The organism is Caulobacter rhizosphaerae (assembly GCF_010977555.1).
In the GTDB taxonomy this organism is placed as follows: domain Bacteria; phylum Pseudomonadota; class Alphaproteobacteria; order Caulobacterales; family Caulobacteraceae; genus Caulobacter; species Caulobacter rhizosphaerae.
Window position 1 is genome coordinate 2,853,664 of record NZ_CP048815.1, and the last position, 24,992, is coordinate 2,878,655.

A 24,992-nucleotide genomic window follows, 5' to 3' on the forward strand; every position below is an offset into this window, starting at 1 on the left:
TAGGCGCTTTGCGTGGGTGATTGACAGCTTCGGAAGGTTTCTGCAAATTATTGCAAATCAAATGATCGGCGCTGAATCGACCGATCTTGTTAATGTCAGAGGGGCGGGCGCTTGGAACTTTGGAGGGCATGGGCGAGTCGATCGGTGTGGGCCGCGCTTATCGCCGCCACGACGATGACCGCCGGGTTCGCCCAGACCGCGCAGCCGGGTGGGGCCACCTATCTCGACCGCTCGCCACAGGACGAGGTGATCTACTTCGTTTTGCCCGACCGCTTCGCCAATGGCGACCCGACCAATGATCGGGGAGGTCTTTCCGGCGATCGCCTGACGACGGGGTTCGATCCAACCGACAAGGGATTCTACCACGGCGGCGATCTGGCCGGTTTGACCGCGCGGCTGGATTATATCCAAGGCCTGGGCGCGACGACGATCTGGCTGGGTCCGATCTTCCGCAACAAGGTGGTGCAGGGGCCTTCAGGTCGGGAGTCCGCCGGCTACCACGGCTACTGGATCACCGACTTCACCGACGTCGACCCACATTTTGGTACGCGGGCTCAGTTGAAGGCCCTGGTCGACGCCGCCCATGCACGCAGCCTCAAGGTCTATCTGGACATCGTCGTCAACCACACCGCCGACGTCATCCAATATCGCGCCTGCGCCGCGACCGGCTGCGACTACCGCTCCAAGGCCGACTATCCGTTCGTCCGCCGGGGCGGCGTCGCCGGCGCGGTGATCAATGACGGCTTCCTGGGCGACCAGGCCGAGCGGCAGAAGGCGGAGAACTTCGCGCGACTGACGCGGCCTGACTTCGCCTACACCCCTTACGTCCCCGAGAACGAGGCGACGATCAAGAAGCCCGCGTGGCTGAATGATCCGATTTGGTACCACAACCGCGGAAACAGCCGGTTCACCGGCGAAAGCTCGACCTATGGCGACTTCTCAGGCCTGGACGACCTAGCCACCGAGAACCCGCGCGTACTGCAGGGCTTCATCGACATCTACGGCCAGTGGATCGACGACTTCGGGATAGACGGCTACCGGATCGACACCGCCCGCCACGTGAACCCCGAGTTCTGGCGCGCCTTCGTGCCGGCCATGCTGGCCCGCGCCAAGGCCAGGGGAATTCCGAACTTCCACATCTTCGGCGAGGTGGCCGAAACCGAGCCGGGCATGCTGGCCAGGTTCACCCGGGTGGACGGCTATCCCGCCGTGCTCGATTTCGCCTTCCAGGGCGCCGTGACCGACGTCGTCAACGGCAAGACCGGAACCGACGCCCTGGGGCGCCTGTTCGCGCAGGACGCGCTGTACGAGGGCGGGGAGGCGGCCGCGCTGCAGCTGCCGACCTTCCTGGGCAATCACGACATGGGCCGGATCGGCCACTTCGTGCGCCTGGCCCATCCCGAGGCCTCGGACGAGGAGGTCACCCGGCGCGTGCTCCTGGCCCACGCCTTGCTGATGTTCACCCGCGGGGTCCCGGTCCTCTATTACGGCGACGAGCAGGGGCTGGCCGGCGAGGGCGGCGACAAGGACTCCCGCCAGGACCTGTTCGCGACGAAGGTTCCCGCCTACGCCGCCACTCGGCTCTTGGACGGCCGCTCGGCGGCGGGCGACCACTTCGCGACCGATGGCGCGCTCTACCAGGCGATCTCGGCCATGGCGCGGTTGCGGACCGCCGAGCCGGCGCTGCGGCGCGCCCGCCAAGTCGTGCGGACCGCGAGCGACAAGCCGGGCCTGTTCGCGGTCTCGCGGATGACGCAGGACAGAGAGGTGCTGGTGGCGTTCAACACCGGCCTCACGCCGATCACGGCCCAGATCGAGGTCGATGAGACCTCGCGGACATGGCGGTCCGCCCACGGATCCTGCGCCGCCGCCGCGACGGCGCCGGGCAGCTATCGGGTCGAGATCGACCCGCTCGACTACATGATTTGCGTTTCGGAGGTTGGCCAGTGACGGTCGAGACCCTTTCAAAGCCGTCCACCGACCGGGCCCACGACCGCGACTGGTGGCGCGGCGCGGTGATCTACCAGATCTATCCGCGCAGCTTCGCGGACTCCAACGGCGACGGTGTGGGCGACCTGCCGGGCGTCACCGCCCATCTGGAGCACGTGGCCTCGCTGGGCGTGGACGCCATCTGGCTGTCGCCGTTCTTCACCTCGCCGATGAAGGACTTCGGCTACGACGTTTCAAACTATGAGGATGTGGATCCCATCTTCGGAACCCTGGCCGACTTCGATCGCCTGATCGAGCGGGCTCACGCCCTGGGCCTGAAGGTGATCATCGACCAGGTGTTCTCGCATACTTCCGACGAGCATCCGTGGTTCAAGGCCAGCCGTCAGGACCGCACCAACCCCAAGGCCGACTGGTACGTCTGGGCCGACGCCAAGCCCGACGGCTCGCCGCCCAGCAACTGGCAATCGGTGTTCGGCGGCCCATCCTGGACCTGGGACGCACGCCGCCGCCAGTACTACCTGCACAACTTCCTCTCGGCCCAGCCCGACCTCAACGTCCACAACCCACAGGTGCAGGATGCCCTGGTCGCCACCTCGCGGTTCTGGCTGGACCGCGGGGTCGACGGCTTCCGCTTCGATGCGATCAATTTCGCCATGCACGACCAGGCCTTGACCGACAATCCGCCGAACCTCGACGGCGGCGGCAAGCGCACCCGGCCGTTCGATTTCCAGCACCACTTCCACAACCAGTCGCATGATGACATTCCGGCCTTCCTGACCCGGCTGCGCCAGCTGGGCGAGTCGTACGGCGGGCGGTTCATGGTCGCCGAGGTCGGGGGCGAGCGGGCCGACAGCGAGATGAAGCTGTACACGCAGGGGCCGGACCGCCTGCATAGCGCCTACGGCTTCCTCTACCTTTACGCCGACACCCTGGCGCCGGCCCTGATCCGGCAGGGCGCGGCCATGTGGCCGGGCGGGGAGGGGCAGGGCTGGCCGTCCTGGACGTTCTCGAACCACGACGCGCCGCGGGCGGTGTCGCGCTGGGCCCGCGGCCGCGATCCCAAGGCCTTCGCCGAGATGTCGCTACTGCTGCTGGTCAGCCTGCGCGGCAATGTCTTCCTCTACCAGGGCGAGGAACTGGGCCTGCCCCAGGCGCAGGTGCCCTACGACCGGTTGCGCGATCCCGAGGCGATCGCCAATTGGCCCGAGACCCTGGGTCGCGACGGCGCCCGCACGCCCATGCCCTGGGTCGCCGTCGCCGCCCACGCGGGCTTTTCCAAGGTCGAGCCCTGGTTGCCGATCGATCCGTCGCACATCGACCTGGCCGTCGACCGCCAGGAGCGCGACGTCGACTCCACGCTGAACGTCACCCGGCGGCTCGTGGCCCTGCGCCGCCAGTTGCCCGGTTTAAGGACCGGGGCCATGAGTCTGGTCGAAGCGCCGGAGCCGCTGCTGGTCTTCCTGCGCGGCGAAGGCGCCGACCAGGTGCTGTGCGCCTTCAACCTGGGTTTCGAGCCCGTGACCTGGCGCCTGCCCGCCGGCTGGCGGATTATCGAGAGCGTCAATCTGGGCGGGCGGGGCGCGCTGCCGCCGATGGCCGGACTGGTGGCGCGAAAGGACTGAAGCCTCCGCCCGTAATCGCGATCGCCGCGAAAACTCGTCAAATACGTCGACCAAAGGGACGTGGGGCTAATAGCCTGCACCGGCGGTGGCGGTCTTTCCTTGGTCGGCCGCAACCTGGCAAACCTGCGTTGCAAATCAGCCAGGCGACAGCGCATTGCTTCGCTGTCGATCTCAGCAAAACCCAGAAACTCGAAACGTACTTAATCGTTTGATATTTCTGATAATATATCTTAGACGATGAACAACTGTGACGATCGATGTCGGTTTTCGCATGTCGGTCGTCGCGGTTTTTGTCACTGTCCCCGCGTCGCCTTGAACTCGTCGAAATAGATGGCGGCGGGCAATCTTATTTTCTGGCGCGACCGACCTATCGTGCTGACCGCCAGTTCGGCAGCTATGACCAGTCGCTCACGCTCCATTCGTTGCGACCATCCAGCGCCGAAAATCGAGCCTGTAACGCCCAGTCGTTTGTGAGATGCTCCTGTCATGGCCAACCGCTTCCACACCCTTAGCCCGTTTAGAAAATCGCCGGCACACGTCACGCGGCTACGGATCCGGATGTTCGCTCAGATGATCCGGAACGTCGGCGTCGTCATGTTCGGGCTCTGCGCCGGCTGGATGGCGATGACGCTGGCTTTCAGCTGGAACCTGGCGCTAGGCGCCGTCATCGGCCTCGCACTGTTTCTCCTGGGCTACGGGCTGATCCCGTTTTACGTGGATCCGGAGGACGATTTCTAACTGGCAAGCTTGCCAACCGCCCTCCTCCGCCGATCTAGCGACCTGCTGGCGTTCGCTGGAGCCCGAGCCCTCTATTTCCGGGCAACCCGGATGACTTTTCGAGATCGGCCTGCCGGATCCGCGCCTCTCTGCTCCAAGCTTTTGGACAGCTCTTCGAGAGGCCCGCCTGTCGGTAGGCCTCTGTCAAAGAGCCGAACCGGTGAATGAAGAGCGCTGGCGGCGGGGATTCAGTGGCGCGGATAAGTCGCGCGGTGACATATCCGTGGCGGGTGTGCAGCCGGCGCAGATGGTCGAGAAGTTTGTCGTCGGAGTACTGGCCGTCGACGGTCGGCCACCTGGGCACGGTCACTTTCCGAGGCGGCAAGCCAGCCCGCCGGGCCGACGTCCGGGCCATGCCGCATCGCTTAAACTCGTTGTAGTCGTACGGGACGCCGGCCAACCGATAGGCGTTTGAGAGGTTCCCAAAGTGATACCGGTAGAGGAACGCAGACGGCAAAGACGGATCGGCGTTGAGCATGGCTTCGCTTACGTGCCCCTCTCGCTCGTACACGGTACGGAGAACCGCCAGCATTTCTTCTTCGGCGACGAGCGGCTCCACCCTCGGACGGCGCCGCCAGCGCTCATTCTGGTATCCGAGGGCGTCGTAGGCCGCCTGTAGCGATCCAAACAGCCTGCACAGAGTTTGCTGACTGGGCGTGTAGGAGCAGTGATCGATCAGATCGCCGGTCAAATACCCCTTGGCCTTGAGCAGCCGGGCCACTGCAGCGGCAGCTTCGGCTCTCGGTAGCCGGCGGCGGGAAATACGCATCCGCTGTGCTGCACGATCGAACAGCGCCCGGCTGATGACGGGCTCCAACACCTTGGTCCGGATCCAGGCCTCAGGAGGATTTAGCCGCCGACGTCCTTTAAGCGGCTGACTGGTGCGGTTGAACACGTAGATGCCGATCAACAACTCGTTCGTCAGGATGTTCCGCACCCGCAGCGCGGTCCAAGTGCTGCCGCCGGCCGTCGGCACGCCGGTTTCGTCCAGCCGCCGGGCTATGGCGACCAGGCTCATGCAGTCGGTGCTGTACCAGCGGAAGATATCCCGGATGACGGCTATTTCCTCGCTGGCGCCAACGGCCCAAACGACGCGCTGGTTGTTGAGAGCCTTGGTTTGACCCGGCTCCAGCTTCTGTACAGGACGGCCGTTCTCGTCGACGAGGACGCGCTCGAAGCTTTCCATGACCGCGGCGTAGTTCGGCGCCGCCAAGCCATAGAGCTTGGCCAGTTCCGCGACCTCCGGACGCGCCCATGTGCGATGCATCTCGCTGAGGAGCGCATTGGTCGAGGTCGGCTTGACGCCGCCCTGCACGAAGCGGGCAAGGCTCGTGCGGGAGGCCATTTCGCTGGGATCGCCGGAGGCGTCGACCACCGCGTAGACCTCGTAGCCGGCCGCGCGCGCATCCAGCGCCGGGAACATCACGCAGACGCTGGTCCAGACACCGGCCATGATCAGAGTCGTGCGGCCGGTGGCCTGGACCTGGGCGACGAAGTCGCCGTTGTCCCAGGCGTTCACCTCGCCCTTGCGCGGCACATAGACCGCGTGCGGGGCCATCTCATGGATTTCCGGCATCAGCGGGCCGTTCGAGCCGGAAGGCTCGGACGCGGTCGTGATCACCGGAATGTTCAGAAGCGTCGCCAGCCTGGCGACCATTTCGACATTGCGCCGAAGGTCCGCCACGGCGATGTCCTTGACGGTCTGGAAGAGGCCCGCCTGATGATCCAGCAGCAGGATCACCGCGTCGGCGGGATCCAGGAGGGCCGCGCCGCCACCGGTGGGCAGGACGCTCGATTTCGGGTTCGGCGATATCGTCATTGGATTCCTCGGAATTTCCACGCTCGGATCGGCGCCGCCTGGGCGCTCCGTGCAAACGGATAATCCGTTGATCAAACCGAGTTAGATAGTAAAGTGCTGTAAACTTTAGGCCAAATATCGGCACAACATCAATCTCGTGCCGATCTTTTCCTCATAGTTTCAACGTAACTCGGCATTTCATTCTATTACACCAACACCGATTGCAATTGTTGACCGGGCTTTACCACACATAACCCCTGCGATGACCTTCGATGGACTATCCATTTGGCCAACGTCCCAGCCTGGGCCCGTTTGCACAATGGAGAACACAATGAAGCGCGCCCTAGCTGGAATGATCGCGGCCCTGGCCGCCTCCGCGGCTGCCAGCGCGGCCCTCGCCGCCGAGAAACCGGTATCGATCGTGCTCGTGCACGGCGCCTTCGTCGACGCCTCGGGCTGGCGTCCGGTCTACGAACTCCTGTCGAAGAAGGGCTTTGAAGTCCTCATCGTCCAGAACCCGACCATCACCCTGGAAGGTGACGCGACGGCGGCCCGCGAGGCCATCGCCCAGGCCAGGCATCCGGTCATCCTGGTCGGCCACTCCTACGGCGGGGCGGTGATCACCGAGGCCGGGGCCGATCCCAAGGTCAAGGGCCTGGTCTATCTGGCGGCCTTCGCGCCCGACGCGGGCGAGTCCGTCCTGCAACTGGCCAGCACGCCGGTTCCGGGCGCGCCGCCCGCGCCCCTGCTGCCGCCCAAGGACGGGTTCATCCAGATCGATCCGGCCAAGTTCGCCTCGGCCTTCGCCGCCGACGTCGATCCGGCGACCACCCATTTCATGGCCGCCTCCCAGGTCCCGTGGGGCCTCGGCGCGGTGGGGGCCAAGATCACCGCGCCGGCCTGGAAGGCCAAGCCCAGCTACTACCTGCTGGCGACACAGGACCTGATGATCCCGCCGGCGGCCCAGCGGGCGATGGCGGTGCGGGCCAAGGCCACGCTCGTCGAAACGCCGAGCAGCCACGCGGTGATGCTCTCCAAGCCCGGCTACGTCGCCGACTTCATCGAGATGGCGGCCGACGAAACCCAGTAGTCGCGCCGCCCGCCGATCTCGCCACGCGCCCTGGCGTGGCGAGGCCTCTCAAAACGCTGAAAACCCCAACCTGAAATTCAAGGAGATATCCCATGACCCGACTGTTCACGTCCCTGGCCCTCGCCGCCGCCACCTTGGCCGCCACCACTCTGGCGACCGCGCCCCACGCCCTGGCCGCTCCGGCCCCGAAGGCTGCGGTCACGCGCCTCGCGCCGCCGGTGATCCACTACCGGACCGCCATGGTCGACGGCGTGAAGGTCTTCTATCGCGAGGCCGGTCCGGCCGATGGTCCGGTGGTGCTGCTGCTGCATGGCTTTCCGACCTCGTCGCACATGTTCCGCAACCTGATCCCGCTGCTGGCCGACAAGTACCGGGTCATCGCGCCGGACTATCCGGGCTATGGCCAGAGCGACGCGCCGGACCACACCAAGTTCGCCTACACCTTCGCCAACCAGGCCGACGTCGTCGACAAGCTGGCGACCCAGCTTGGGGCCAAGCGCTACGCCCTGTACGTCATGGATTACGGCGCGCCGATCGGCTACCGGCTGGCGCTGAAGCACCCCGAACGGGTCAGCGGCCTGATCGTCCAGAACGGCAACGCCTACAATGAGGGCCTGCAGTCGCCGTTCTGGGATCCGATCAAGGTCTACTGGAAGGACCGCTCGCAGAAGAACCGCGACGCCCTCAACAGTCTGGTCACGCTGGACATCACCAAGTTCCAGTACACCGACGGCATGGGCGATGTGGCGCGCATCAGTCCTGACAACTGGGTCCACGACCAAGCGCTGCTCGACCGTCCGGGTAACCGCGACGTCCAGCTGGACATGCTCGGAGACTATGGCTCCAACGTGCCGTTCTATCCGGACTTCCAGAAGTTCTTTCGCGATCGCCACCCGCCGACGCTGATTGTCTGGGGCAAGAACGACAAGATCTTCCCCGAGGAAGGCGCCCATCCCTATCTGCGCGACCTGCCGAAAGCCGAGATCCACATCCTCGACTCGGGCCACTTTGCCCTGGAGGACCGTCTCGACGTCATAGCGCCGTTGATCCACGACTTCCTGGACCGCAAGGTCGCCAACTAGACCTGACGCCCACGCATCCGATGTCCGCGACGCGCTCAGCGCGCCGCGGACATCATACGTTGAGGTTGGGCGAAAACGCCCTCGATCCAGGCCTCATCGCGGGCGGTCAGCTCGATGCACAGGACCCGGCGCGACGTCCCCGACGCCCCGCCCGCCCCGGACTCGCCGGGTAGGTCGACGACCACCGAGCGCATCGCCTGTGTCAGCAAGGCGACCATGTTGTGAAACCGCTCCTCCAACGGGCCCGCGGGCGAGGAATGGGCTTCGCCGACGAGGGGCTGCGGCGACGCCATGGCTGTCAGGGTCGTGGAGGCCTCGCTACGTTCGACGGGCGCGATGAACCGGTAGCCTCGACCGTTCACGGTGGCGATGTACTGGGCGAGGTCCGCATCGTCGTCGAGCGCGCGGCGCAGGGCGGCGATGTGGACCTTGAGATTTCCCTCGACGACCGTGGTGCTGGGCCAGGCCTCTTCCAGCAGCTCGCGCTTGCTGAGCACTTCGCCGGGACGTTGGACGAAGGCGGTCAGCAGATCCAGGGCCCGGCACCCGATGCGGACGGCCTGGCCGTTCTTCAGCAGGAGCTGGCGCCGCGGGATGAACAGATACTCGCCAAAGGCGAAGGTGGGAGCGTGGGTCATGAGCGTGTCGCTCCGTTCCGCAGGTCCACACCACTCGCATCGCGGCGGCGGATTGATTTCCAAAGGTTCGACAAGCCACCCTCCTCTGATTGAGCTTCGAGGCTAGGGCGCTGCGTCGGAAGGGTTCAATTCGTCCATGGTCGCACTCCTATCCCCACCGGGCGTGTCGCGTTCGACCTTGGTCTAGCTGGGCTTGGCGCCTCGCGCTGCGCGGCCCCTCGGCGCTCCCTCGGATCGCACCGACAGTCGACGCGCCCGGTCTCGGGGCCGCCTCGCGCCCAATGATCACGTTCGCGCTAGCAGAAGGTCGAACGCGCCTAGACCTTGGTCAGGTGGAAGCGGGGTCTGGATCACGCTAGTTTGAGCTAACGCCGGACAGGCGGGACAAAGGCCCCTCGTGGCGCCGCCGCACGTCACGCCCCAGACAGCCGAAAGATCAGATTCTGGAACAGCTCTATCGCGACATCGAGCGCCTGAGCCTCCTGCCCGAAGCGTGGAAGGGCCTTGACCCGACCTCGATCGCAGAGGGCGTGCTCGACACCCTGCTCGACATGCTCGCGCTGGATTTCGTGGGCCTGCGCTTCAACGACACCACACACATCTTCCTGCGCGTGGCCCCGGCTTTCGGCGATACGTGTCCGGCGGAGGCGATCCGCGCCGCCCTGGAAACCTGGTCCGCCACCGGCGCGCCCGAGGTCATGCAGACCGTGGGCGGGGGGGCGATGTCGGTGGTCCAATGCCCCCTGGGCGAGAACGCCAGCATCGGCGTGATCCTGGCTGGCGCGCGCCGCGTCGCCTTTCCGGATCGGATGGAGCTGTCGAAGCTCAGGCTTGCCGCGTCACAGGCCGGCCTGGCGTGCCGCGAGATGCGCGACCTCAGCGACCGCCAGCCGCCCGCGGATTTCCGCGACAAACCCCTCTCCGAGGCGGCCTTGGCGGAAAGCGAATGGCGGCTGCATCTTACCATCAACACCATCCCGACCATGGCTTGGTCGACCACGTCCGATGGACTGATCGACTTCTGCAACCAGAACTTCGTCGACTATGTCGGGTGGACGGCCGAGGAGATCAGCGGCCAGGGCTTCTGGCCGATCTTCCACCCGGACGACACCGCGCACCTGCTGGCCTCCTGGCAGGAGATCCTGGCCACCAAGCGCCCCCGCGACGTCGAGGGCCGCATCCGGCGCGCCGATGGCCAGTACCGCTGGTTCGTGCTGCGGCAGAACCCGCTGTTCGACGCGGATGGCGTCGTCATCAAGTGGTATGGCGCCGGCGCCGACATCGAGGATCGCAAACGCGCCGAGACCGCGCTCGAAGTGGCTCAGGCCGCCCTGCTGGCCAGCGAGCAGAACCTCAACCTGATCATCAATTCGCTGCCGGTCCTGGTCTGGTCGGCGCGGCCCGACGGCAGCGCCGATTTCATCAATCACAGCTGGCGCGAGTACGCCGGGGAACCGGCCGACAAGATCCTGGAATGGGGCTTCCTTGATCTCTACCACCCCGACGACGTGGCGGGCATGGTCGAGATCTGGAAGCGGGACCTGGCCCACAGCGATCAGACCTCGCTGAAGGGGCGTATCCGCGGCGCCGATGGCCAATACCGCTGGTTCTATTTCGCGGGCCGCAAGCTCACTGACGCCAATGGCGTGGTGCGATGGTTCGGATGCAACGTCGATATCGAGGACCTGCAGCGGAGCGAGGACGCTCTACGGACGAGCGAGACCGCCCTTCGGGAAAATGAGCGCCGGCTGCGGCACATCATCAATGCGGTGCCCGGTCTTGTCTGGTCGGCGGACGCGGGCGGCGCGATCACGTTCCTGAGCCAGCAATACCTGGACTATATCGGTCAAGGCGCGGCTTCGGCCTTGGCGGGCGGCTGGATGGACGCGATCCACCCGGAAGACGCCGATGGGCTTCTCGGCGCGTGGGCGCTGGCCTTGGCGCAAGGCCGCGCCAGCGAACACGAAGCGCGGCTTCGGCGCGCGGACGGCTGCTATCGCTGGATGCTCTTCCGCGCGAGCCCGTCCCACGACGAGACCGGACGGGTGATGGAATGGTTCGGCGTCAATATCGACGTCGAGGACCGCAAGGATGCGCGAGATGCGCTTCGGGCCAGTGAAGCCGCGCTGCGTGAAAGCGAGCGGCAGCTCCAGCAGATCGTCTCGTCGATCCCCGGCCTGACCTGGAAGGCCGACGCCGAAGGCAACATCACCTTCTGGAGCCAGAGCTTCCTGGAGTATGGCGGCGCCACGAACGAGGAGATCCTCGGCTATGGCTTCATGAACTACCTCCACCCGGAAGATCATGAGCGGGTCCTGGAAGTCTGGAACGGCATTCTGCAATCCGGAACCCAGGGGGAGTCGGAGGTGCGCATACGCCGGGCCGACGGCCAGTACAGGTGGTTCCTGTGGCGAGCCAGTCCGTTCTTCGACGGCGCTGGCAACGTCACCCAGTGGTTCGGCATCAATGTCGACATCGAAAACCGCAAGCGCGCTGAGGAGAACCTGCGTCAAAGCCAGAACGAACTGGCCCACGCGACGCGGATGACGACCATGGGCGAACTCGCGGTTTCGATCGCACACGAGGTCAATCAGCCGCTGATGGCGGTCGTCACCAACGCCGGGGCGTGCCTGCGCTGGCTGAATGGCGACCCGCCGGATCTGGCCATGGCGCGTCAGGCCGCCGAGCGCATCGTGCGAGACGGGCACCGAGCAGGCGACATCATCACTAGCCTGCGCAATCTAGCGCGCAAGTCCGCGCCGCGCTTGGATCGGGTATGCCTAGATCAGGTCATCCCGGTGGTGCTTGACCTGCTGCAGGGCGAATTCAGGCGCCACGGCGTTGTCGCCAAAGCGGAGCTCGGCGATTTCAACATCACCATCCGCGGCGACAGCACCCAGTTGCAGCAGGTCGTGCTGAACCTGGTCATGAACGCCGTCGAGGCAATGGCCAGCGCAGCGGCGAGCGCACGCCGCCTGACCGTCAGCGCCGAAATCCACGACGGCGATGCGCTGGTTACGGTCGCGGACACCGGACCGGGGTTGGGGACCGATGACCCCGATCGCCTGTTCGAGGCCTTCTTCAGCACCAAGACCGAGGGAATCGGCATGGGCCTTTCAATCTGCCGCTCGATCATCGAAGCCCACGGAGGCAGGATCTGGGCTTCCAGCAACGGGGCGCGTGGCGGCGTCTTCAGTTTCACCCTACCCTTGGCGGAAGGATACGGCGTTGATGTCTCCAACGGCTAAGGACGGCGAGGGCGAGCGCGTCGTCGCCGTTATCGACGACGACGAAAGCGTTCGCGAAGCGCTGCGCGGTCTGTTCCAATCGGTGGGCCTGGTGGCGGAGCTCTACGGCTCGGTGCAGGCGTTCATCGACGCCGGCCAAATGGAGCGTGTTGGATGCATCGTGCTGGATATCCGCCTGCCGGGTCGCAGCGGCCTTGAGTTCCAGGAGGCCCTGGCCAGGAGCGGCGCGGCCCAGTCGGTCGTGCTCATCAGCGGCCACGTCGATGTCCAGATGGCGGTCCGGGCCATGAAGGCCGGCGCCATCGACGTGTTGACCAAACCCGTGCGCGAGCAAGATCTCCTGGAGGCCGTGAACAGGGCCTTGGCCGCCGACCGGCAACGCCGGGAAGAGGCCAAGGGCGGGCAGGCGCTGCGCGCGCGACACAGGACTCTCTCCGAACGCGAGCGGCAGGTTTTCGCCTTGGTGGCGGCCGGCTTGCTGAACAAGCAAATCGCCGATCGCGTCGCCATCACCGAAGCGACCGTCAAGCTTCACCGCAGCCAGGTCATGAAGAAGATGGAGGCTGGGTCCTTGGCCGATCTGGTGCGGATGGCCGACCTGCTGGCCAAGGCCGAGGCGAGCCCGGAACTCTGAGCCGGGCGTCTCGCCGGGGACGGGTCGCCCGTCCCCGGCGGCGAGGGCTCAGGCCTCGTTCATGAAGCCGCGCAGCAGGGCGTTATATTGCTCCGGTTTCTCGTTCATCGTGAGGTGCGAGCACCCGGTCATCACGGCCAGGCGCGCCTTGCCCGCGATGCCATCGCGAAGGGTCTCGTGGCAGTCGAGGGTGATCTCGTCGAACTCGCCGGTGGTGATCAGGGTCCTCTGGCTGATCGCCGTGAGGTCCTTGCGACGATCCCAGTCCTTGATCTTGCCGACGATGGTGAACTCGTTAGGCCCGTTGAGCACGCGATAGGCCGGCGATTTGGAGAGCGCCTCCAGTGTCGCCAGCACCTCGGGGCTCGGCGAGACCCGCAGAACAAAGGTGTCGTAGAACTTCTGAACCAGCTCCGCGTACTCGGGCGTAGCCGTCTTACCCGCCTTCTCCAGGGCATGAATCTTGGCGCTCCAGCCTTCAGGCATGGTGGCGAACAGGCGATCGAAGCCAGCCATGACCTGGGGGATGCTGGCCATGGCGCCGCTCAGGATCAGGCGCTCGACGCCCCTGCCCCGCCCTTGGCATAGATACTCCACGGCCAGCAAGGCGCCCCACGAGTGGCCAAGCAGGAGAACCCGGTCCAGACCCAGAGCGGCGCGCACGGCGTCCACCTCATCGACCGAGCGCTGGATCGAGTAGACGCTCTCGTTTTCGGGCGCGTCCGCTCTGCCGCAGCCCAGCTGATCGTAGAAGATCACCGGGCGTTCGTCAGCCAGGGCCTGCAGCGGGAGGAGATAGTTGTGCGACGAACCGGGGCCGCCGTGCAGCGTCAGCAACGGCGTCTTGCCGCCCGATCCGAACTTTCGCCAAAAGATCCTGCCGCCAGGCACGGCGGCGTAACCCTCGGTCTGGGGCGCGGCGGCGAAGGCGGCCGCCGCCGAGGTCGCCATGGCGGCGCCCAACAGTTTAGCGCCCGATCGCAAGGCGCGCCGACGGGTCCAGTTGCTGGTGGTCATGGTCGATACTCCGGAAGATGACTGAAGGGCTCCCCGCACCTGAACAGCGTCTAGCGCTTGCGCGCAGGCGCCACGAGAAAGCGAAATGAAACTCAAGATTTCCAGGAAGGGGCTTGCCGCTCTCGCGGCCGTGCCGCGCTAGGCCGACAACCGACTCGTGGCGGCTTGGCGCCGCCACCGTCCCGGTGTGCACCCCATGAGATTGCCGAACGTCCGCGTAAAGTGCGCTTGGTCGGCAAAGCCGCACGCCAAGGCGATCTCACAAAGCTTGCCCGCGCCGCCGACCAATAGCCCTCGCGCGCGTTCGACGCGCCGCGCGGCCACGAATCTTGAGAAGGTGACGCCAAAGGACTGGCGAAACCGTCTGGAGAAATAGCCCGGGCTAAGACGGGCATGAGCCGCCGCCGCGCTCAGCGACATCGCACCGTGCAGGTCTGCGTCGACATAGTCGCGGACCCGCTTGACCTGCCACGGAAGTAGGCCTGTCCAGCGCTCCCCTTGCGCGCGCGCCGACGGATCTTGCCCGGCCTGCCGCTCACGGCCGTCGCCGAAGACATCCAGGCGCAAATCGAGCCGCGCGCGGGCGGTCGGAACAAGGGTCATCAGACCAGGCGCATTCGCGGGCATGACCGCTGGGCGCATCGTCGAAAGGCTTTGGGCACACTGCATGGGTCGTCTCCGCCATGGGGATTTCACCCGGCAGCCTAGGAGAGACGCGCACCGTCATGGCGTTAAGTGCAGTAAACCTCAGTCAAGTTTGATCTTCAGCGATCTTGGCGCCCAGCGAGTGCGAAACACGAGAGACTGGGTCGCGCCAGGCGCGGCCCTTGGCGTGGCGCCGGAAGACGACCGTCAGGCCGGTGCTCACTCGGCGCTAATCGCCGCCAACGAATACCGCCAGCGACGGGCGCGAAGACCTTATTGTCCTCAATCACATCCTCCAAGGCACCCGCGCCGTAGATCATGGCGCGTCGGCCGAGGCGCGCCCCCACCAAACGAAACACTGTTTCCTAATGCGCGCCGCCGAAGAAATCCGTCTCATCGGCCCTAGCTCCACTCCGCGGCTCTTCGCCTCGCCCAAACCGCATATACTCCTACAAATCACGTGCGAATTGCTATCAGGGCGTTCCCGATTTTCCGTCGTCGGTTCGCATGCGCAGCGGTGAAAGGCGCATGATTGTTGCCTTTTTGGCCTTTACACCGCGAGCAGAGCCGCGGAGATTGCCAACTCGGCACCCCACAATACTCTGACTATTTAGACCTTGTCCGCCACCTAAGCGGCTGAAGAGGCCGCCCGCAGAAACATCGACGACCTACCTCCTCTCGCGGACCGCAGCCACCTGACCGCGCCGCCCTGACCCCACCCACCGGATTACATGATGTCACTGAAGCGCTTGCTCATCTTTTCTCTCGCGCTCGTCGCGATCGCGACACCGATGGCCCCGGCGCGCGCCGAAAACCCGATCATCCAGACCCGCTTCACCGCCGATCCGGCGCCCCTGGTGCATGATGGTGTCGTCTATCTCTACACCGGCCATGACGAGGATGACGCCGATGGTTTCAAGATGCTCGATTGGCGGCTCTACAGCTCGACGGACATGGCCAACTGGACCGACCGAGGTGTCGTGGCCTCGGTCAAGACCTTTCCGTGGGCGACTCAGACCAACGACGCCTGGGCGCCGCAGGTGGTGGTCCGCGACGGCAAGTTCTATCTCTACGCACCGATCACCGTCGCCGGCTCGCCCAGGAACGTGATCGCCGTCGCCGTGGCCGACAATCCCGCCGGGCCGTTCCGCGACGCCCTGGGTAAGCCGCTGATCGGGCCGAGCGATGGCAATATCGATCCGACCGTGTGGGTCGACGACGATGGCCAAGCCTATCTCTATTGGGGCAATCCCAACCTTTGGTACGTCAAGCTCAACCGGGACATGGTTTCCTATTCAGGCCCGATCACCAAGGTGGACTCCACGCCGGCGGATTATCAGGAAGGGCCTTGGTTCTATAAGCGCGGCGGCCGCTACTACATGGCCTATGCCTCGGCGTGCTGCCCGGAAGGGATGGGCTATGCGATGAGCGACAAGCCTACCGGGCCCTGGACCTACAAGGGTCCGATCATGGAGCACGACCAGCGCTCGACCGGCAATCATCCCGGCATCATCGACTACAAGGGCGGCTCGTACGTTTTCGGCTTCCACTACGAACTCAATTTCGCGCTCACGCCGGTCCATCACGAGCGGCGATCGGTGAGCGTGGCGAAGTTCGACTACAATGCCGACGGAACCATTCCGAACCTCGGCTGGTGGGACAAGACCAGCGCGCCGCAGATCGGCACGCTGAACCCCTACGAGCGGGTCGAAGCCGAGACGATCGCCTGGACCTCCCGTCTCAAGCGCGATCGCGACCGGCCCTACGCCTGGGCTCCGGGCGTGACGACGGCGCAGGACGACCGCACGGGCGTGTACGTTACGCGGGTTACCGACCGCAGCTACGTCAAGGTGGCTGGCGTCGCGTTCGGTCAAGCCGGCGCGAAGGCCTTTGTCGCCAGGATCGCCAACGCCGCGCCCGATGCGCGCATGGAGCTGCGGCTCGACGGCGTTGACGGGCCGATGATCGGCGCCTTGGCGGTCGGAGCCGCTGGCGCCCAGGGATCATGGCGCGAATGGACGGTTCCTGTGTCCGGCGCGACGGGAACGCGTGATCTCTACATGGTTTTCAAGGGCGGCCAGGATCGTCCGCTTCTTGACTTCGACTCCTGGCGTTTCACCCGCTGACATGCGGCGTCGGCGTAGATCGACATGCGGTGGTGGGACGAAACGTTTCGCCTGCGTGAACCACGATGAGGCGGTAAGGCCGATGGCGACTGCGCGCCAATAGCATGCGTAATCGGGCGGACCTGTGAAGGATCAAGCTCCCCAGTAAGGTCTCGGTTTTAGCCGAGACGAAGGGAGACGACGATGTTCTACGCTGCATTGGATGTGTCGCTGCGGTCAGTGGCGATCTGCATCATCGACCAGGACGGCAAGGTGCGGCTGGAGCGATCCGTGCCGTCGGAGGTTCCTGACCTGGTCCGCTGCCTGCGCGAGTTCGGCGAACCGATCCACCAGGTTGGATTGGAGGCCGGTACGCTGACCCAGCACCTGACCTACGGCCTCACCGAAGCCGGCTTCGACGTCGTGTGCATGGAGGCGCGCCAGGTGAACGCGGCGCTGTCGGCCATGCGCAACAAGACCGACAAGCACGACGCCCGCGGCATCGCCCAGATCCTGCGGTCAGGCTGGTACAGCCGGGTGCATGTGAAAAGCATCGAGAGCCACCATCTGCGCGCCCTGATCTCCTGCCGGAAGGTCATGCAGCGCAAGTGCATCGACCTGGAGAACGAGATCCGTGGCCTTCTGAAGATCTTCGGCGTGAAGCTGCCGCTGCGGCTCTCACGCGGCGCCTTCGACATCGCCGTGCGCGACACCATCCAGAGCGACCCGGCGCTGAGCCACGCCCTACTGCCGATGCTGCAGGCCAGGCTGGCGCTGTTCGACACCTTCACTGAGCTGGATCGCCGCGTCCGCAAGGCTGCCCACGCCGATCCGGTCTGCCAGCGCTTCATGGGCGTGCCGGGCGTGGGCGAGATCACTGCGCTTAGCTTCAAGGCCGCCGTCGACGACCCTGCCCGCTTCAAGAGCTCGCGCACCGTCGGCGCCCACTTTGGCCTGACGCCCAGACGTTTCCAGTCCGGCGAGAAGGACAACCCCGGCCGCATCTCCCACGCCGGCGACGCCGACGTGCGCGCCACGCTCTACGCGGCCGCCAACGCCATGCTGATGCGCTCGATCAGATGGACCAGCCTGAAGGCCTGGGGCGTCAAGCTGATGAAGACCAAGGGCCGCCGGCGCGCCATCGTCGCCGTGGCCCGCAAGATCGCCGTCATCCTGCACCGCATGTGGGTCGACGGCTCGGACTTCCGCCTGGGATCGGAGGCTGCGGCATGACCTGACCCTCACTGCCCACCCTCAAGATCCTGGCCGGATCGTCCCATGCGGACGACGGGATGGATGAAGCCGAAAATGTCTGCTGCACCTTCAGTGCGTCCAATAGCGCGGCTCTCCAGACCCTGATCCCATGCATGCGTGCAGCGGCTCCGCTCGCAAGGAGCCATCAGACTGCGAAGAGAAGCGTGACCCGCGTGAACGACCCCGGCCGCCAGATCAAACGAGCTTGACCCCGATGCCCGATTAGAGAAGCTGTCGTTGGCTTGCCTCCAGAAAGGCGAAGTTCGGCGCGGCGGTTGGCTGCAACCGCCGTCGGAGGCGAGCAGCAGATTGGCAGGAGTTCCAGCCTTAGCTCGGCGTCACCCGCCTTGACGGCGAAATTCGATAGCCTTCCGGTGCGGGCTTATATCTGTCATGCGGCCGAGGCCACCGATGCGCTCGACTCTGCTGCGCTCGTAGATGGGCTGGATCGACGCGGACCACCACTAGGTGCTCGTTCAAGCCACCCCGTATGCGGCAAACATCCCGACCGAAATTATCCTTTGAAGGAGCCCTAACTCTACTGTCATCTTCACGGACCATGCGAGCAGTGGCCGCGGTGATCGGGTCGGCGTGGCCGAGGCGCTATCGCATCTGCGCGCCGGCGACACGCTCATGGTGTGGAAGCTGGATCGGCTGGGCGCTCGGTGCATCAACTCGTGGAATTCACCGCGCAGTTGGAAAAGCGCGGCATTCAGTTCGCAAGCCTGACGGACGCACAGGCTCGTCAGCGGGGCGGTTCTTCTTCCACGTCATGGTGGCAATGGCCGAGATGGAGCGGGACCTGGTTCGCGAGCGCACGGTCGCGGGCCTCGCCGCCGCTAAGGCGCGGGGGCGCTTGGGCGGTCGCCCGGCCAAGTTGACCTCTCAGCAGCTCGGCCATGCCAAGCGGCTGCTGGCGGATCCTGAAACAACGGGAGCGGAGGTAGCAAACACCTTGGGCGTCGCGCGATCGACGCTCTACCGATCGCTCGGCAAGACGCCAACCGATCTGCGAAAACGCTACAGGCGACCCGCTAAGGATGGAGTGGGTTCTGTTCGAGGCGCTGTGAGCGGATGAGCCGACGGCAGCCCGAAAACGCGTAAATAGTTAGTCGCGGATTTTGGAGCCAGCTCTCGTGAGTTTGGAGTCAGTCGCGAGGCTTGAGGTCAATTTTGGAGAGGCTCCGGAAGGCCTCAAAAACGGCTTCTTGGACGCCCGGATTTTGAAAGAGGGTTATGAAAGCCGCCAACCCTTTTGCTCATAAGTCACTGAATCCTTTCGCAAACGGAATTTGTGAAAGGATGCAGTGACGTATGGCCCATAGGGGAGAGCTCTTTCAGGATCTGTGCGTCAAACCGCGCGCTTACGATTTAAGTCTCGGGAATAGGAATATATTCCCACCCACCCTTGGAGTTCCGATTGCGGCTAGCTACAGCCGATCCTTGGTTGCTGCGCCATCGAGAGCCTGAGCGTATAATATACCTGCAGCCACCGTCCGGATCGTTAGCCCTGAATGGCTTTTCAAGACTTTTGGCTAAGGGACCGCATGCACCTCGACCAGCTCCGACGGCTCGACGCCGACCTGCTGCTCGCGCTCGACGCGCTGCTGACCGAGTCGAACGTCACGCGCGCCGCACAGCGCCTCGGCGTAGGCCAGTCCGCCATGTCCGCGCGGCTCGCCCGCCTGCGCGAGGTGTTCGAGGACCGGCTGTTCGTGCCTTCGCCGGACGGGCGGGGCGTACTCGCCACGCCGCGAGCGCTGGCCCTTCGGCCCGTTCTCGCCAAGGTGCTCGAGTTGATCGACGAAATGCTAGGGCCTGTGGTGGATTTCGAGCCGGCGACCACTCGCCGGACCTTCACGGTGGCGCTACACGAGATCCCAGCCGTGATGCTTGCGCCCGATCTCGTTCCGCGGGTGGCGACGGCGGCGCCGTCCGCACGGCTTGTGTTTGTCTCGCCGCCCGATGCGGAGCTGCTGGCCGAGCGGCTCGAATCCGGCGCGATCGACATCTGCATCGGTAACCGAGGGCTGGCGCAGACCGCCTGGCGGATGCGAACATTGTTCGAAGACCGGTTTCTGACCGCACAGCGCAAGGGGCATCCACGCGGTTGCGCCCCGCTCGACCTCGACGTGTTTTGCGCCGCCGAGCATCTGCTGGTCTCGGCGGATGGCGGAGGATTCTTCGGCCAGGTCGATGCGGCGCTCGCCGCCCTCGCCCGCGAACGCCGCGTGGCCTTGTCGATCCAGAACTACGCGCTGGCGGCGGCGCTTGTCGGCTCCAGCGACTATCTGTGCACTTTGCCGAGCCGCTTCCTGCATCGGTTTGCCGACGCGCTGGATTTGTTCGAGCCGCCGATCGAGCTGGGCGCCGTGGAATTGGCCGCCTATTGGCACCCACGCAATCAGGACGACCCCGCGCATCGCTGGCTGCGCGACCAGATCTTCGCCGCGGCCACGGCTACCGGCCGCCGCTGACTGGCCGGTTTGCGAGCAGCCACACGGACACGGCCCAGGCTGAGATGTTCTGCTCGAGCGCGCCGCGGTCGACCTTGGCCAGCGTGTCGTTCGGCGTGTGATGGGTATCGAACAAGGCGCTCGCGTCCTGGTCAAGGCGAAACAGAGGGACGCCGCTGTCGGCGAGCACGTTCGCGTCGGGCGTGCCGCTCTCAGGCGGTTCAGGGACGACATTCACCCCGATCGGAGCCAGCGCCGCGCGCAAATCCCGTTGGAGATCGCCATCTCCTGCGGGATACCGCAGGCGCAGCACCCGGCCCCCTCCCCAATCGCTTTCGCTCGCCAGGTCGAGGCGCGGCGCGTTTCGGTGCAGGCGAAGATAGGCCCGCGCCCCGGCGAAGTTCTTGACCGGATCGGCTTGCGACACCTCCTCGGCGCCGAAGAGGACCACCTTGATGGAACGCCGCGGCCGCTCGGGCAGGTCGCCGATACGCTTGGCCGCGGCGATCACCGCGGCCAAGCCGAAGCCATTGTCGACGGCGCCCGTCCCCTGCTCCCAGCTGTCGAGGTGCGCCGCGATCAACAGCGGGGGCGCCGCCGGATCGCGCCCTGGAACGGAGGCGACGATGTTTTGCGAGGTTCCCGGCCCGATCCAGCTCGCCGACGAGTCCAGCCGCAAGGTGACAGTCCCCCGGGCGGCGAGCCGGCCGAGTTGCTCGGCGTCCGGCGGGGACAGGCTGAAGGCGGGAAACGGCCGCGGCAGAGGCGTCGTGGCGCCGCTGCTCGCAACCCGGTTCTCGTGGGTCGCAAGCGAGCGCATCACGAATCCGGCCGCGCCGCGCCGCATCGCCTCGCCCGGCCCCTCGCCACGGATCACGGCCATCCGCAGATAGCCACTCCCGTCCTGCGTGCGCGGCAGCGGCTCCAGCACCGCCACGATGCGGCCCTGGACCGAGGCGGCGGGCGCGGCCAGGAAGTCGGCGTAGGACGCGAAGGACGCGACGGGCGCTTCGACCGGCGGCCCCGCTACCAGACCACCAAGCGGCGTGGCGACCAGCATCTGGGCGTGAGCGCCCGTGACGGAGACACTGGAGACGCCCGGCGACCAGCGCTCGATCGGGAAGGATTCCAGGCCGACGCCCTCGAACCCGAGCGCCTTCAGCTGGCCCGCGAGCCAAGCGGCGGCGGCGTGATCCGCGTCCGAACCCGCCGGCCGCGCGCCGAACCGGGTCACCAGCTCGCTTAGGATTCGATAGCCCAGCTCCTTGTCGCTAGGCGCCTCGGCAAGCGCCGCCGGCGCAGGCGTTGCGTCACGTGCGGCCGCGCTCGTCGCGACGGAGACCAGGGCCATGGCCGTCAGCGAGGCCGCTAAGAGCACCCGTCGCATGTCACTCGCCCTCCCGGTTGCCGTACTCGACCGGCGCCCATTGGTAGCCCTTGCCCGCCCGGCGGACGTGGCCGACGCCGGGGAACGGCAAGTGCGGCGCGGCGATGAGCTCGCGATCGCTTGCGAATTCGGCGAAGGCCTGCTCGCGCGTGGTCTCCGCAGCCTTCGGATTCACGTCGTAGACGATGGTGACGCTCGGATCCGGGAACTGTACCGAGGCGACGTGGATGATGTCACCGATGAAGGTGACCCGCTCGCCCTGGCTGGTGAGGGTGTAGAAGGCGCTGCCGGGCGTGTGGCCAGGGTGAAGGGTCGCCGTAACGCCCGGGACGACGTCGGCCGTGCTCGAAAACGCCGCGATCTTGCCGGCGTCGACATAGGGCTTCAGCGTCTTGATCGCCTCGTCGAAATACTTGCGGTCATAGCCGGACCTGGCGGCGTTCGCGGGGTTGAGGAAAAAGTCGACGTCGGGCTTGCCGACATGGACCGTCGCATTCGGGAAGACGATCTTCCCTGCATGGACGAGGCCGCCGCTGTGATCGGTGTGGACGTGGGTGATCAGAATGTCGGTGACTTGCTCTGGCCGGTGGCCTGCGGCCGCTAGGCTAGAAAGAAGTTTTCCGCCGTTTCCAGGGCCAAAGAGGTCGCCCGAGCCGGTGTCGACCAGTACGAGCCGGTTCGGCAAGGCGATCAGGAAGGCGTTGATCGACGCCTCGATCGGGTTGCGGAGGAAGCTCGCATTCAGAAGCGAATCCGTCTTCGCCGGCGTGGTGCCGGTCAGCAGGGCGTGCAGGTCCTGCGGCACAGTCCCGTCAGACAGGGCTGTCACGGTGACCTCTCCCACGCGGAAGCGATAGAAATTTGCGCCCTGCGCGACGACATGCGGCGTCGAGCCGCCCGGCGCGGCGAAGGTGGGCGAAGTTCCGTAGAGAGAAAGAAGGGCGGCGGCGATCGCCAGGTGCCTCGTGCGCATTGGTGTCTCCCGAAGTTTTGTTCGGGCAAGACCTAGGCGGACACGATCGCCGCGAGGAGGCTGGCGGCCTGGATTGGAGGTATCAACGCCGTTGATGGCCTCCGCGGTTGGCGTGCCTATATCCCGAGGGCGCTGATGTTCTTGAGAGTTCCAGCGGCCTCAGGCTGCTTCGACTGGCGCTTTCCGGAAGGTGGCCGGCGCCTTCACATGATGCGGCGGTTCGCGCCCGCCCGAACCCGAGGAGAACGGTCATGAAATACTATCTTTGCAAGTACATCCCGCCGCGCGCCGACTTCCTGGCGACGATGAGCGCTGATGAAGCCGGTTGGATGAAACAGCACGGCGCCTACATGAACGAACTGCTCGACCAAGGCGTGATCGTGGCCCACGGGCCGGTGATGGATCCAGCCGGTGGCTACGGCGTGTCGCTCTACCAGATCGGCGACAAGCAGGACATTACCGCGTTCACCGCCCAGGACCCCATCATCAAGAACGGTGTGGGCCATTACGAGCACCACCCCATGCTCAGCCTTCGCTCGCGCGGCTGACGCCGTCGGCGGGCCGTGCGCCCTCCCCTGGCTTTGATCCGCCTCCAGGCAACTCGAACAGACGGACCAGCAATGAGGCGGTCGCGGACCTGGCCGCACGAGATGCGCCGGCAAATCGACCGGCGCGATGGCGCCGAGCACGGGCGGTCTCCAAACCAGCGCTGCTCTCCCATAAGGTCCATAAAGAGCCGCGCTTGGCTGATGCCTTCGTCAATCGAAAGCCCGAACGCGCGCATGCGCGGACATTTTCTAAACACGGCAAGAGATAAGCGCGGGCAGGACGGCAAAAAAGCCCGCTGCGCCCACTGGTCCGACAGCGCCAATACTATCGATCAGAAGAGCTCATTATTCATGCGTGGCCGCGTGGCGCTAAGCGTCGATGACCGTTTTGAGGGCTCGACCATGACGCAGCAACCTACCCGGCAACTGAAACTCGGCGCGATCCTGGCGGGCGTCGGCACAGATCACACGCGCTGGCGCGACCCAGCCCTGCCCGGCGACGCCAGCATCGACATCAACTGGTACATCGAAAACGCCAGACTGGCCGAAGCCGCCAAGTTCGATCTGGTGTTCATCGTCGACAGCCCGTTCATCACACCTGACACCGCGCCGCACTTCCTCAACCGCCTGGAGCCGCTGACCCTGCTGTCGGCCCTGGCCGTCACCACTTCGAAGATCGGCTTGGTCGGCACCCTGACCACCTCCTATTGGGAACCCTACAACGTCGCCCGGCAGTTCGGATCGCTGGACCACATCAGCAAGGGCCGCGCCGGCTGGAACGTGGTGACCACCGGCCTGGAAGGCGCCTCGAGGAACTATGGTCGCGACGAGCATTTCGAGCACGGCGAACGCTACGAGCGGGCCGGCGAGTTCGTCGAGGTGGTCCAAGGCCTATGGGACAGCTATGAGGACGACGCCTTCCCGCGCGACAAGGCCGCCGGCGTCTTCCTCGACAAGGCCAAGCAGCATGCGCTGAACCACAAGGGCAAGCATTTCTCGGTGGTCGGGCCCCTGGCCCTGTCCCGCTCGCCGCAAGGCCAGCCGGTGATCTTCCAGGCCGGGGTCAGCGGCGCGGGCCGTGACCTGGGCGCCAAGATCGCCGAAGGCGTGTTCGCTGGCGTCGATACTTTTGAGGACGCGGTGGAATACTACGCCGACGTGAAAGCGCGCGCCGCGGCTCTGAGCCGAGCCCCTGACCACATCAGCGTCCTGCCGGGCATCGCGCCGATCATCGCCGACACCGACGAAGAGGCCCAGGCCATCGCCGCCGTCCAGGCCAGCGGTCGCGAGATCGACAAGCTGCTGGTCGAGCTGGGCCGGGCCTTCGGCTACCACGACTTCAAGCAGTATCCGCTGGATGGTCCCTTCCCGGACGTCAGCAAGCTCAGCCTCAACAGCTACAAGGGCCACGCCGAGCGCATCGTCCGGGTCGCCAAGGCCGAGAACCTGACCGTGCGCCAGACGGCCGAGCGCTTTGGGCGCTGGAAAGCCAATTTCGTCGGCTCGCCCCAGACCGTCGCCGACGAGATCGAGCGCTGGTTCGTAGGCCGCGCCGTGGACGGCTTCATCCTGCACGTCACCGGTCCGCGCGAGTTCGCGCTGTTCCGGGAAAAGGTTGTGCCGATCCTGCAGGCCAAGGGTCTGTTCCGCACCGAGTACGAGCACGACACCCTGCGCGGCCACCTGGGCCTGCCGGTTCCCGAGCATCGCTGGGCCAAAAGCCCCGACCAGATCGCGGCGGAATAGCCGCGTAGCGTCGAGGACGGCT

20 protein-coding genes are annotated in these 24,992 nt (G+C 65.6%); 14 read left to right on the top strand and 6 right to left on the bottom strand.

Going from position 1 to position 24,992, the window contains the following annotated elements; all coding sequences use genetic code 11:
• Nucleotides 1–174 precede the first annotated feature (174 nt).
• The 3 genes from G3M57_RS13215 to G3M57_RS13225 all read left to right on the top strand — a co-directional run bounded on the left by G3M57_RS13215 (nucleotide 175) and on the right by G3M57_RS13225 (nucleotide 4,310).
• Nucleotides 175–1,950: an alpha-amylase family glycosyl hydrolase gene (locus tag G3M57_RS13215; protein ID WP_163233717.1), complete on the top strand. Its 1,776-nt coding sequence runs from the start codon at nucleotides 175–177 to the stop codon at nucleotides 1,948–1,950.
• Nucleotides 1,947–3,572: an alpha-amylase family glycosyl hydrolase gene (locus G3M57_RS13220; RefSeq protein WP_163231030.1), complete on the top strand. Its 1,626-nt coding sequence runs from the start codon at nucleotides 1,947–1,949 to the stop codon at nucleotides 3,570–3,572. The genes G3M57_RS13215 and G3M57_RS13220 overlap by 4 nt, the downstream gene beginning before the upstream one ends.
• Before the next feature lie 486 nt (nucleotides 3,573–4,058).
• Entirely contained in the window at nucleotides 4,059–4,310 is a 252-nt protein-coding gene (locus G3M57_RS13225) for a hypothetical protein (protein WP_163231032.1), read from the top strand.
• 34 nt (nucleotides 4,311–4,344) lie between these two features.
• Here the strand turns inward: G3M57_RS13225 and G3M57_RS13230 are convergent, their stop codons facing one another.
• Nucleotides 4,345–6,168 carry an isochorismatase family protein gene (locus G3M57_RS13230; protein ID WP_163231034.1) on the bottom strand — a complete coding sequence of 608 codons (1,824 nt, stop codon included), beginning with the start codon at nucleotides 6,166–6,168 and terminating at the stop codon, nucleotides 4,345–4,347.
• Nucleotides 6,169–6,478: 310 nt separating this feature from the next.
• On the opposite strand from G3M57_RS13230, the gene G3M57_RS13235 reads away from it, so the two are divergent.
• Nucleotides 6,479–7,237, top strand: coding sequence for an alpha/beta fold hydrolase (locus G3M57_RS13235; protein ID WP_057183627.1), 759 nt, complete (start codon nucleotides 6,479–6,481; stop codon nucleotides 7,235–7,237).
• Between the two features lie 92 nt (nucleotides 7,238–7,329).
• Nucleotides 7,330–8,319, top strand: coding sequence for an alpha/beta fold hydrolase (locus tag G3M57_RS13240; protein WP_163231036.1), 990 nt, complete (start codon nucleotides 7,330–7,332; stop codon nucleotides 8,317–8,319).
• Nucleotides 8,320–8,354: 35 nt separating this feature from the next.
• On the opposite strand, the gene G3M57_RS13245 is transcribed toward G3M57_RS13240, so the two are convergent.
• The gene (locus G3M57_RS13245) at nucleotides 8,355–8,957 is read right to left on the bottom strand and encodes a winged helix-turn-helix domain-containing protein (protein WP_163231038.1); all 603 of its coding nucleotides are present in this window, start codon (nucleotides 8,955–8,957) and stop codon (nucleotides 8,355–8,357) included.
• A 530-nt stretch (nucleotides 8,958–9,487) separates the two neighbouring features.
• Between G3M57_RS13245 and G3M57_RS13250 the strand changes: the two genes are divergently transcribed.
• Both G3M57_RS13250 and G3M57_RS13255 read left to right on the top strand, forming a co-directional pair.
• Nucleotides 9,488–12,205, top strand: a complete 2,718-nt coding sequence (locus G3M57_RS13250) for a PAS domain-containing sensor histidine kinase (RefSeq protein ID WP_208789677.1) — start codon at nucleotides 9,488–9,490, stop codon at nucleotides 12,203–12,205.
• A complete protein-coding gene (locus G3M57_RS13255; RefSeq protein ID WP_230983710.1) occupies nucleotides 12,138–12,839 on the top strand; it encodes a response regulator transcription factor in 702 nt (233 codons plus the stop codon). The genes G3M57_RS13250 and G3M57_RS13255 overlap by 68 nt, the downstream gene beginning before the upstream one ends.
• Nucleotides 12,840–12,887: 48 nt before the next feature.
• Here G3M57_RS13255 and G3M57_RS13260 read toward each other — a convergent pair whose 3' ends face one another.
• Entirely contained in the window at nucleotides 12,888–13,856 is a 969-nt protein-coding gene (locus G3M57_RS13260) for a proline iminopeptidase-family hydrolase (RefSeq protein WP_163231040.1), read from the bottom strand.
• Nucleotides 13,857–13,994: 138 nt separating this feature from the next.
• Entirely contained in the window at nucleotides 13,995–14,525 is a 531-nt protein-coding gene (locus G3M57_RS13265) for a helix-turn-helix domain-containing protein (RefSeq protein WP_230983711.1), read from the bottom strand.
• 767 nt (nucleotides 14,526–15,292) lie between these two features.
• Here G3M57_RS13265 and G3M57_RS13270 point away from each other — a divergent pair.
• The 5 genes from G3M57_RS13270 (at nucleotide 15,293) to G3M57_RS13285 (ending at nucleotide 20,337) form a co-directional block, all read left to right on the top strand.
• On the top strand, nucleotides 15,293–16,627 hold the full coding sequence (locus tag G3M57_RS13270) for a glycoside hydrolase family 43 protein (RefSeq protein ID WP_230983712.1): 1,335 nt from the start codon (nucleotides 15,293–15,295) through the stop codon (nucleotides 16,625–16,627).
• A gap of 183 nt (nucleotides 16,628–16,810) precedes the next feature.
• Entirely contained in the window at nucleotides 16,811–17,839 is a 1,029-nt protein-coding gene (locus G3M57_RS13275; protein WP_163231042.1) for an IS110 family RNA-guided transposase, read from the top strand.
• 567 nt (nucleotides 17,840–18,406) lie between these two features.
• Complete coding sequence (locus G3M57_RS27970) at nucleotides 18,407–18,589, top strand: recombinase family protein (RefSeq protein ID WP_188916169.1); 183 nt, start codon at nucleotides 18,407–18,409, stop codon at nucleotides 18,587–18,589.
• Nucleotides 18,543–18,938 carry a helix-turn-helix domain-containing protein gene (locus tag G3M57_RS27975; RefSeq protein ID WP_373287663.1) on the top strand — a complete coding sequence of 132 codons (396 nt, stop codon included), beginning with the start codon at nucleotides 18,543–18,545 and terminating at the stop codon, nucleotides 18,936–18,938. Before G3M57_RS27970 ends, G3M57_RS27975 begins: the two co-directional genes overlap by 47 nt.
• A 469-nt stretch (nucleotides 18,939–19,407) precedes the next feature.
• The gene (locus tag G3M57_RS13285; protein WP_163231047.1) at nucleotides 19,408–20,337 is read left to right on the top strand and encodes a LysR family transcriptional regulator; all 930 of its coding nucleotides are present in this window, start codon (nucleotides 19,408–19,410) and stop codon (nucleotides 20,335–20,337) included.
• Here G3M57_RS13285 and G3M57_RS13290 read toward each other — a convergent pair.
• A complete protein-coding gene (locus G3M57_RS13290; RefSeq protein WP_163231049.1) occupies nucleotides 20,321–21,703 on the bottom strand; it encodes a M20/M25/M40 family metallo-hydrolase in 1,383 nt (460 codons plus the stop codon). The two genes, G3M57_RS13285 and G3M57_RS13290, sit on opposite strands and share 17 nt — an antisense overlap.
• A gap of 1 nt (nucleotide 21,704) precedes the next feature.
• Complete coding sequence (locus G3M57_RS13295; protein WP_056750609.1) at nucleotides 21,705–22,676, bottom strand: MBL fold metallo-hydrolase; 972 nt, start codon at nucleotides 22,674–22,676, stop codon at nucleotides 21,705–21,707.
• Between the two features lie 251 nt (nucleotides 22,677–22,927).
• On the opposite strand from G3M57_RS13295, the gene G3M57_RS13300 reads away from it, so the two are divergent.
• A complete protein-coding gene (locus tag G3M57_RS13300) occupies nucleotides 22,928–23,224 on the top strand; it encodes a YciI family protein (protein ID WP_056750608.1) in 297 nt (98 codons plus the stop codon).
• A gap of 402 nt (nucleotides 23,225–23,626) precedes the next feature.
• Nucleotides 23,627–24,970, top strand: coding sequence for an LLM class flavin-dependent oxidoreductase (locus tag G3M57_RS13305; protein WP_163231051.1), 1,344 nt, complete (start codon nucleotides 23,627–23,629; stop codon nucleotides 24,968–24,970).
• The last annotated feature ends 22 nt before the right edge of the window (nucleotides 24,971–24,992 follow it).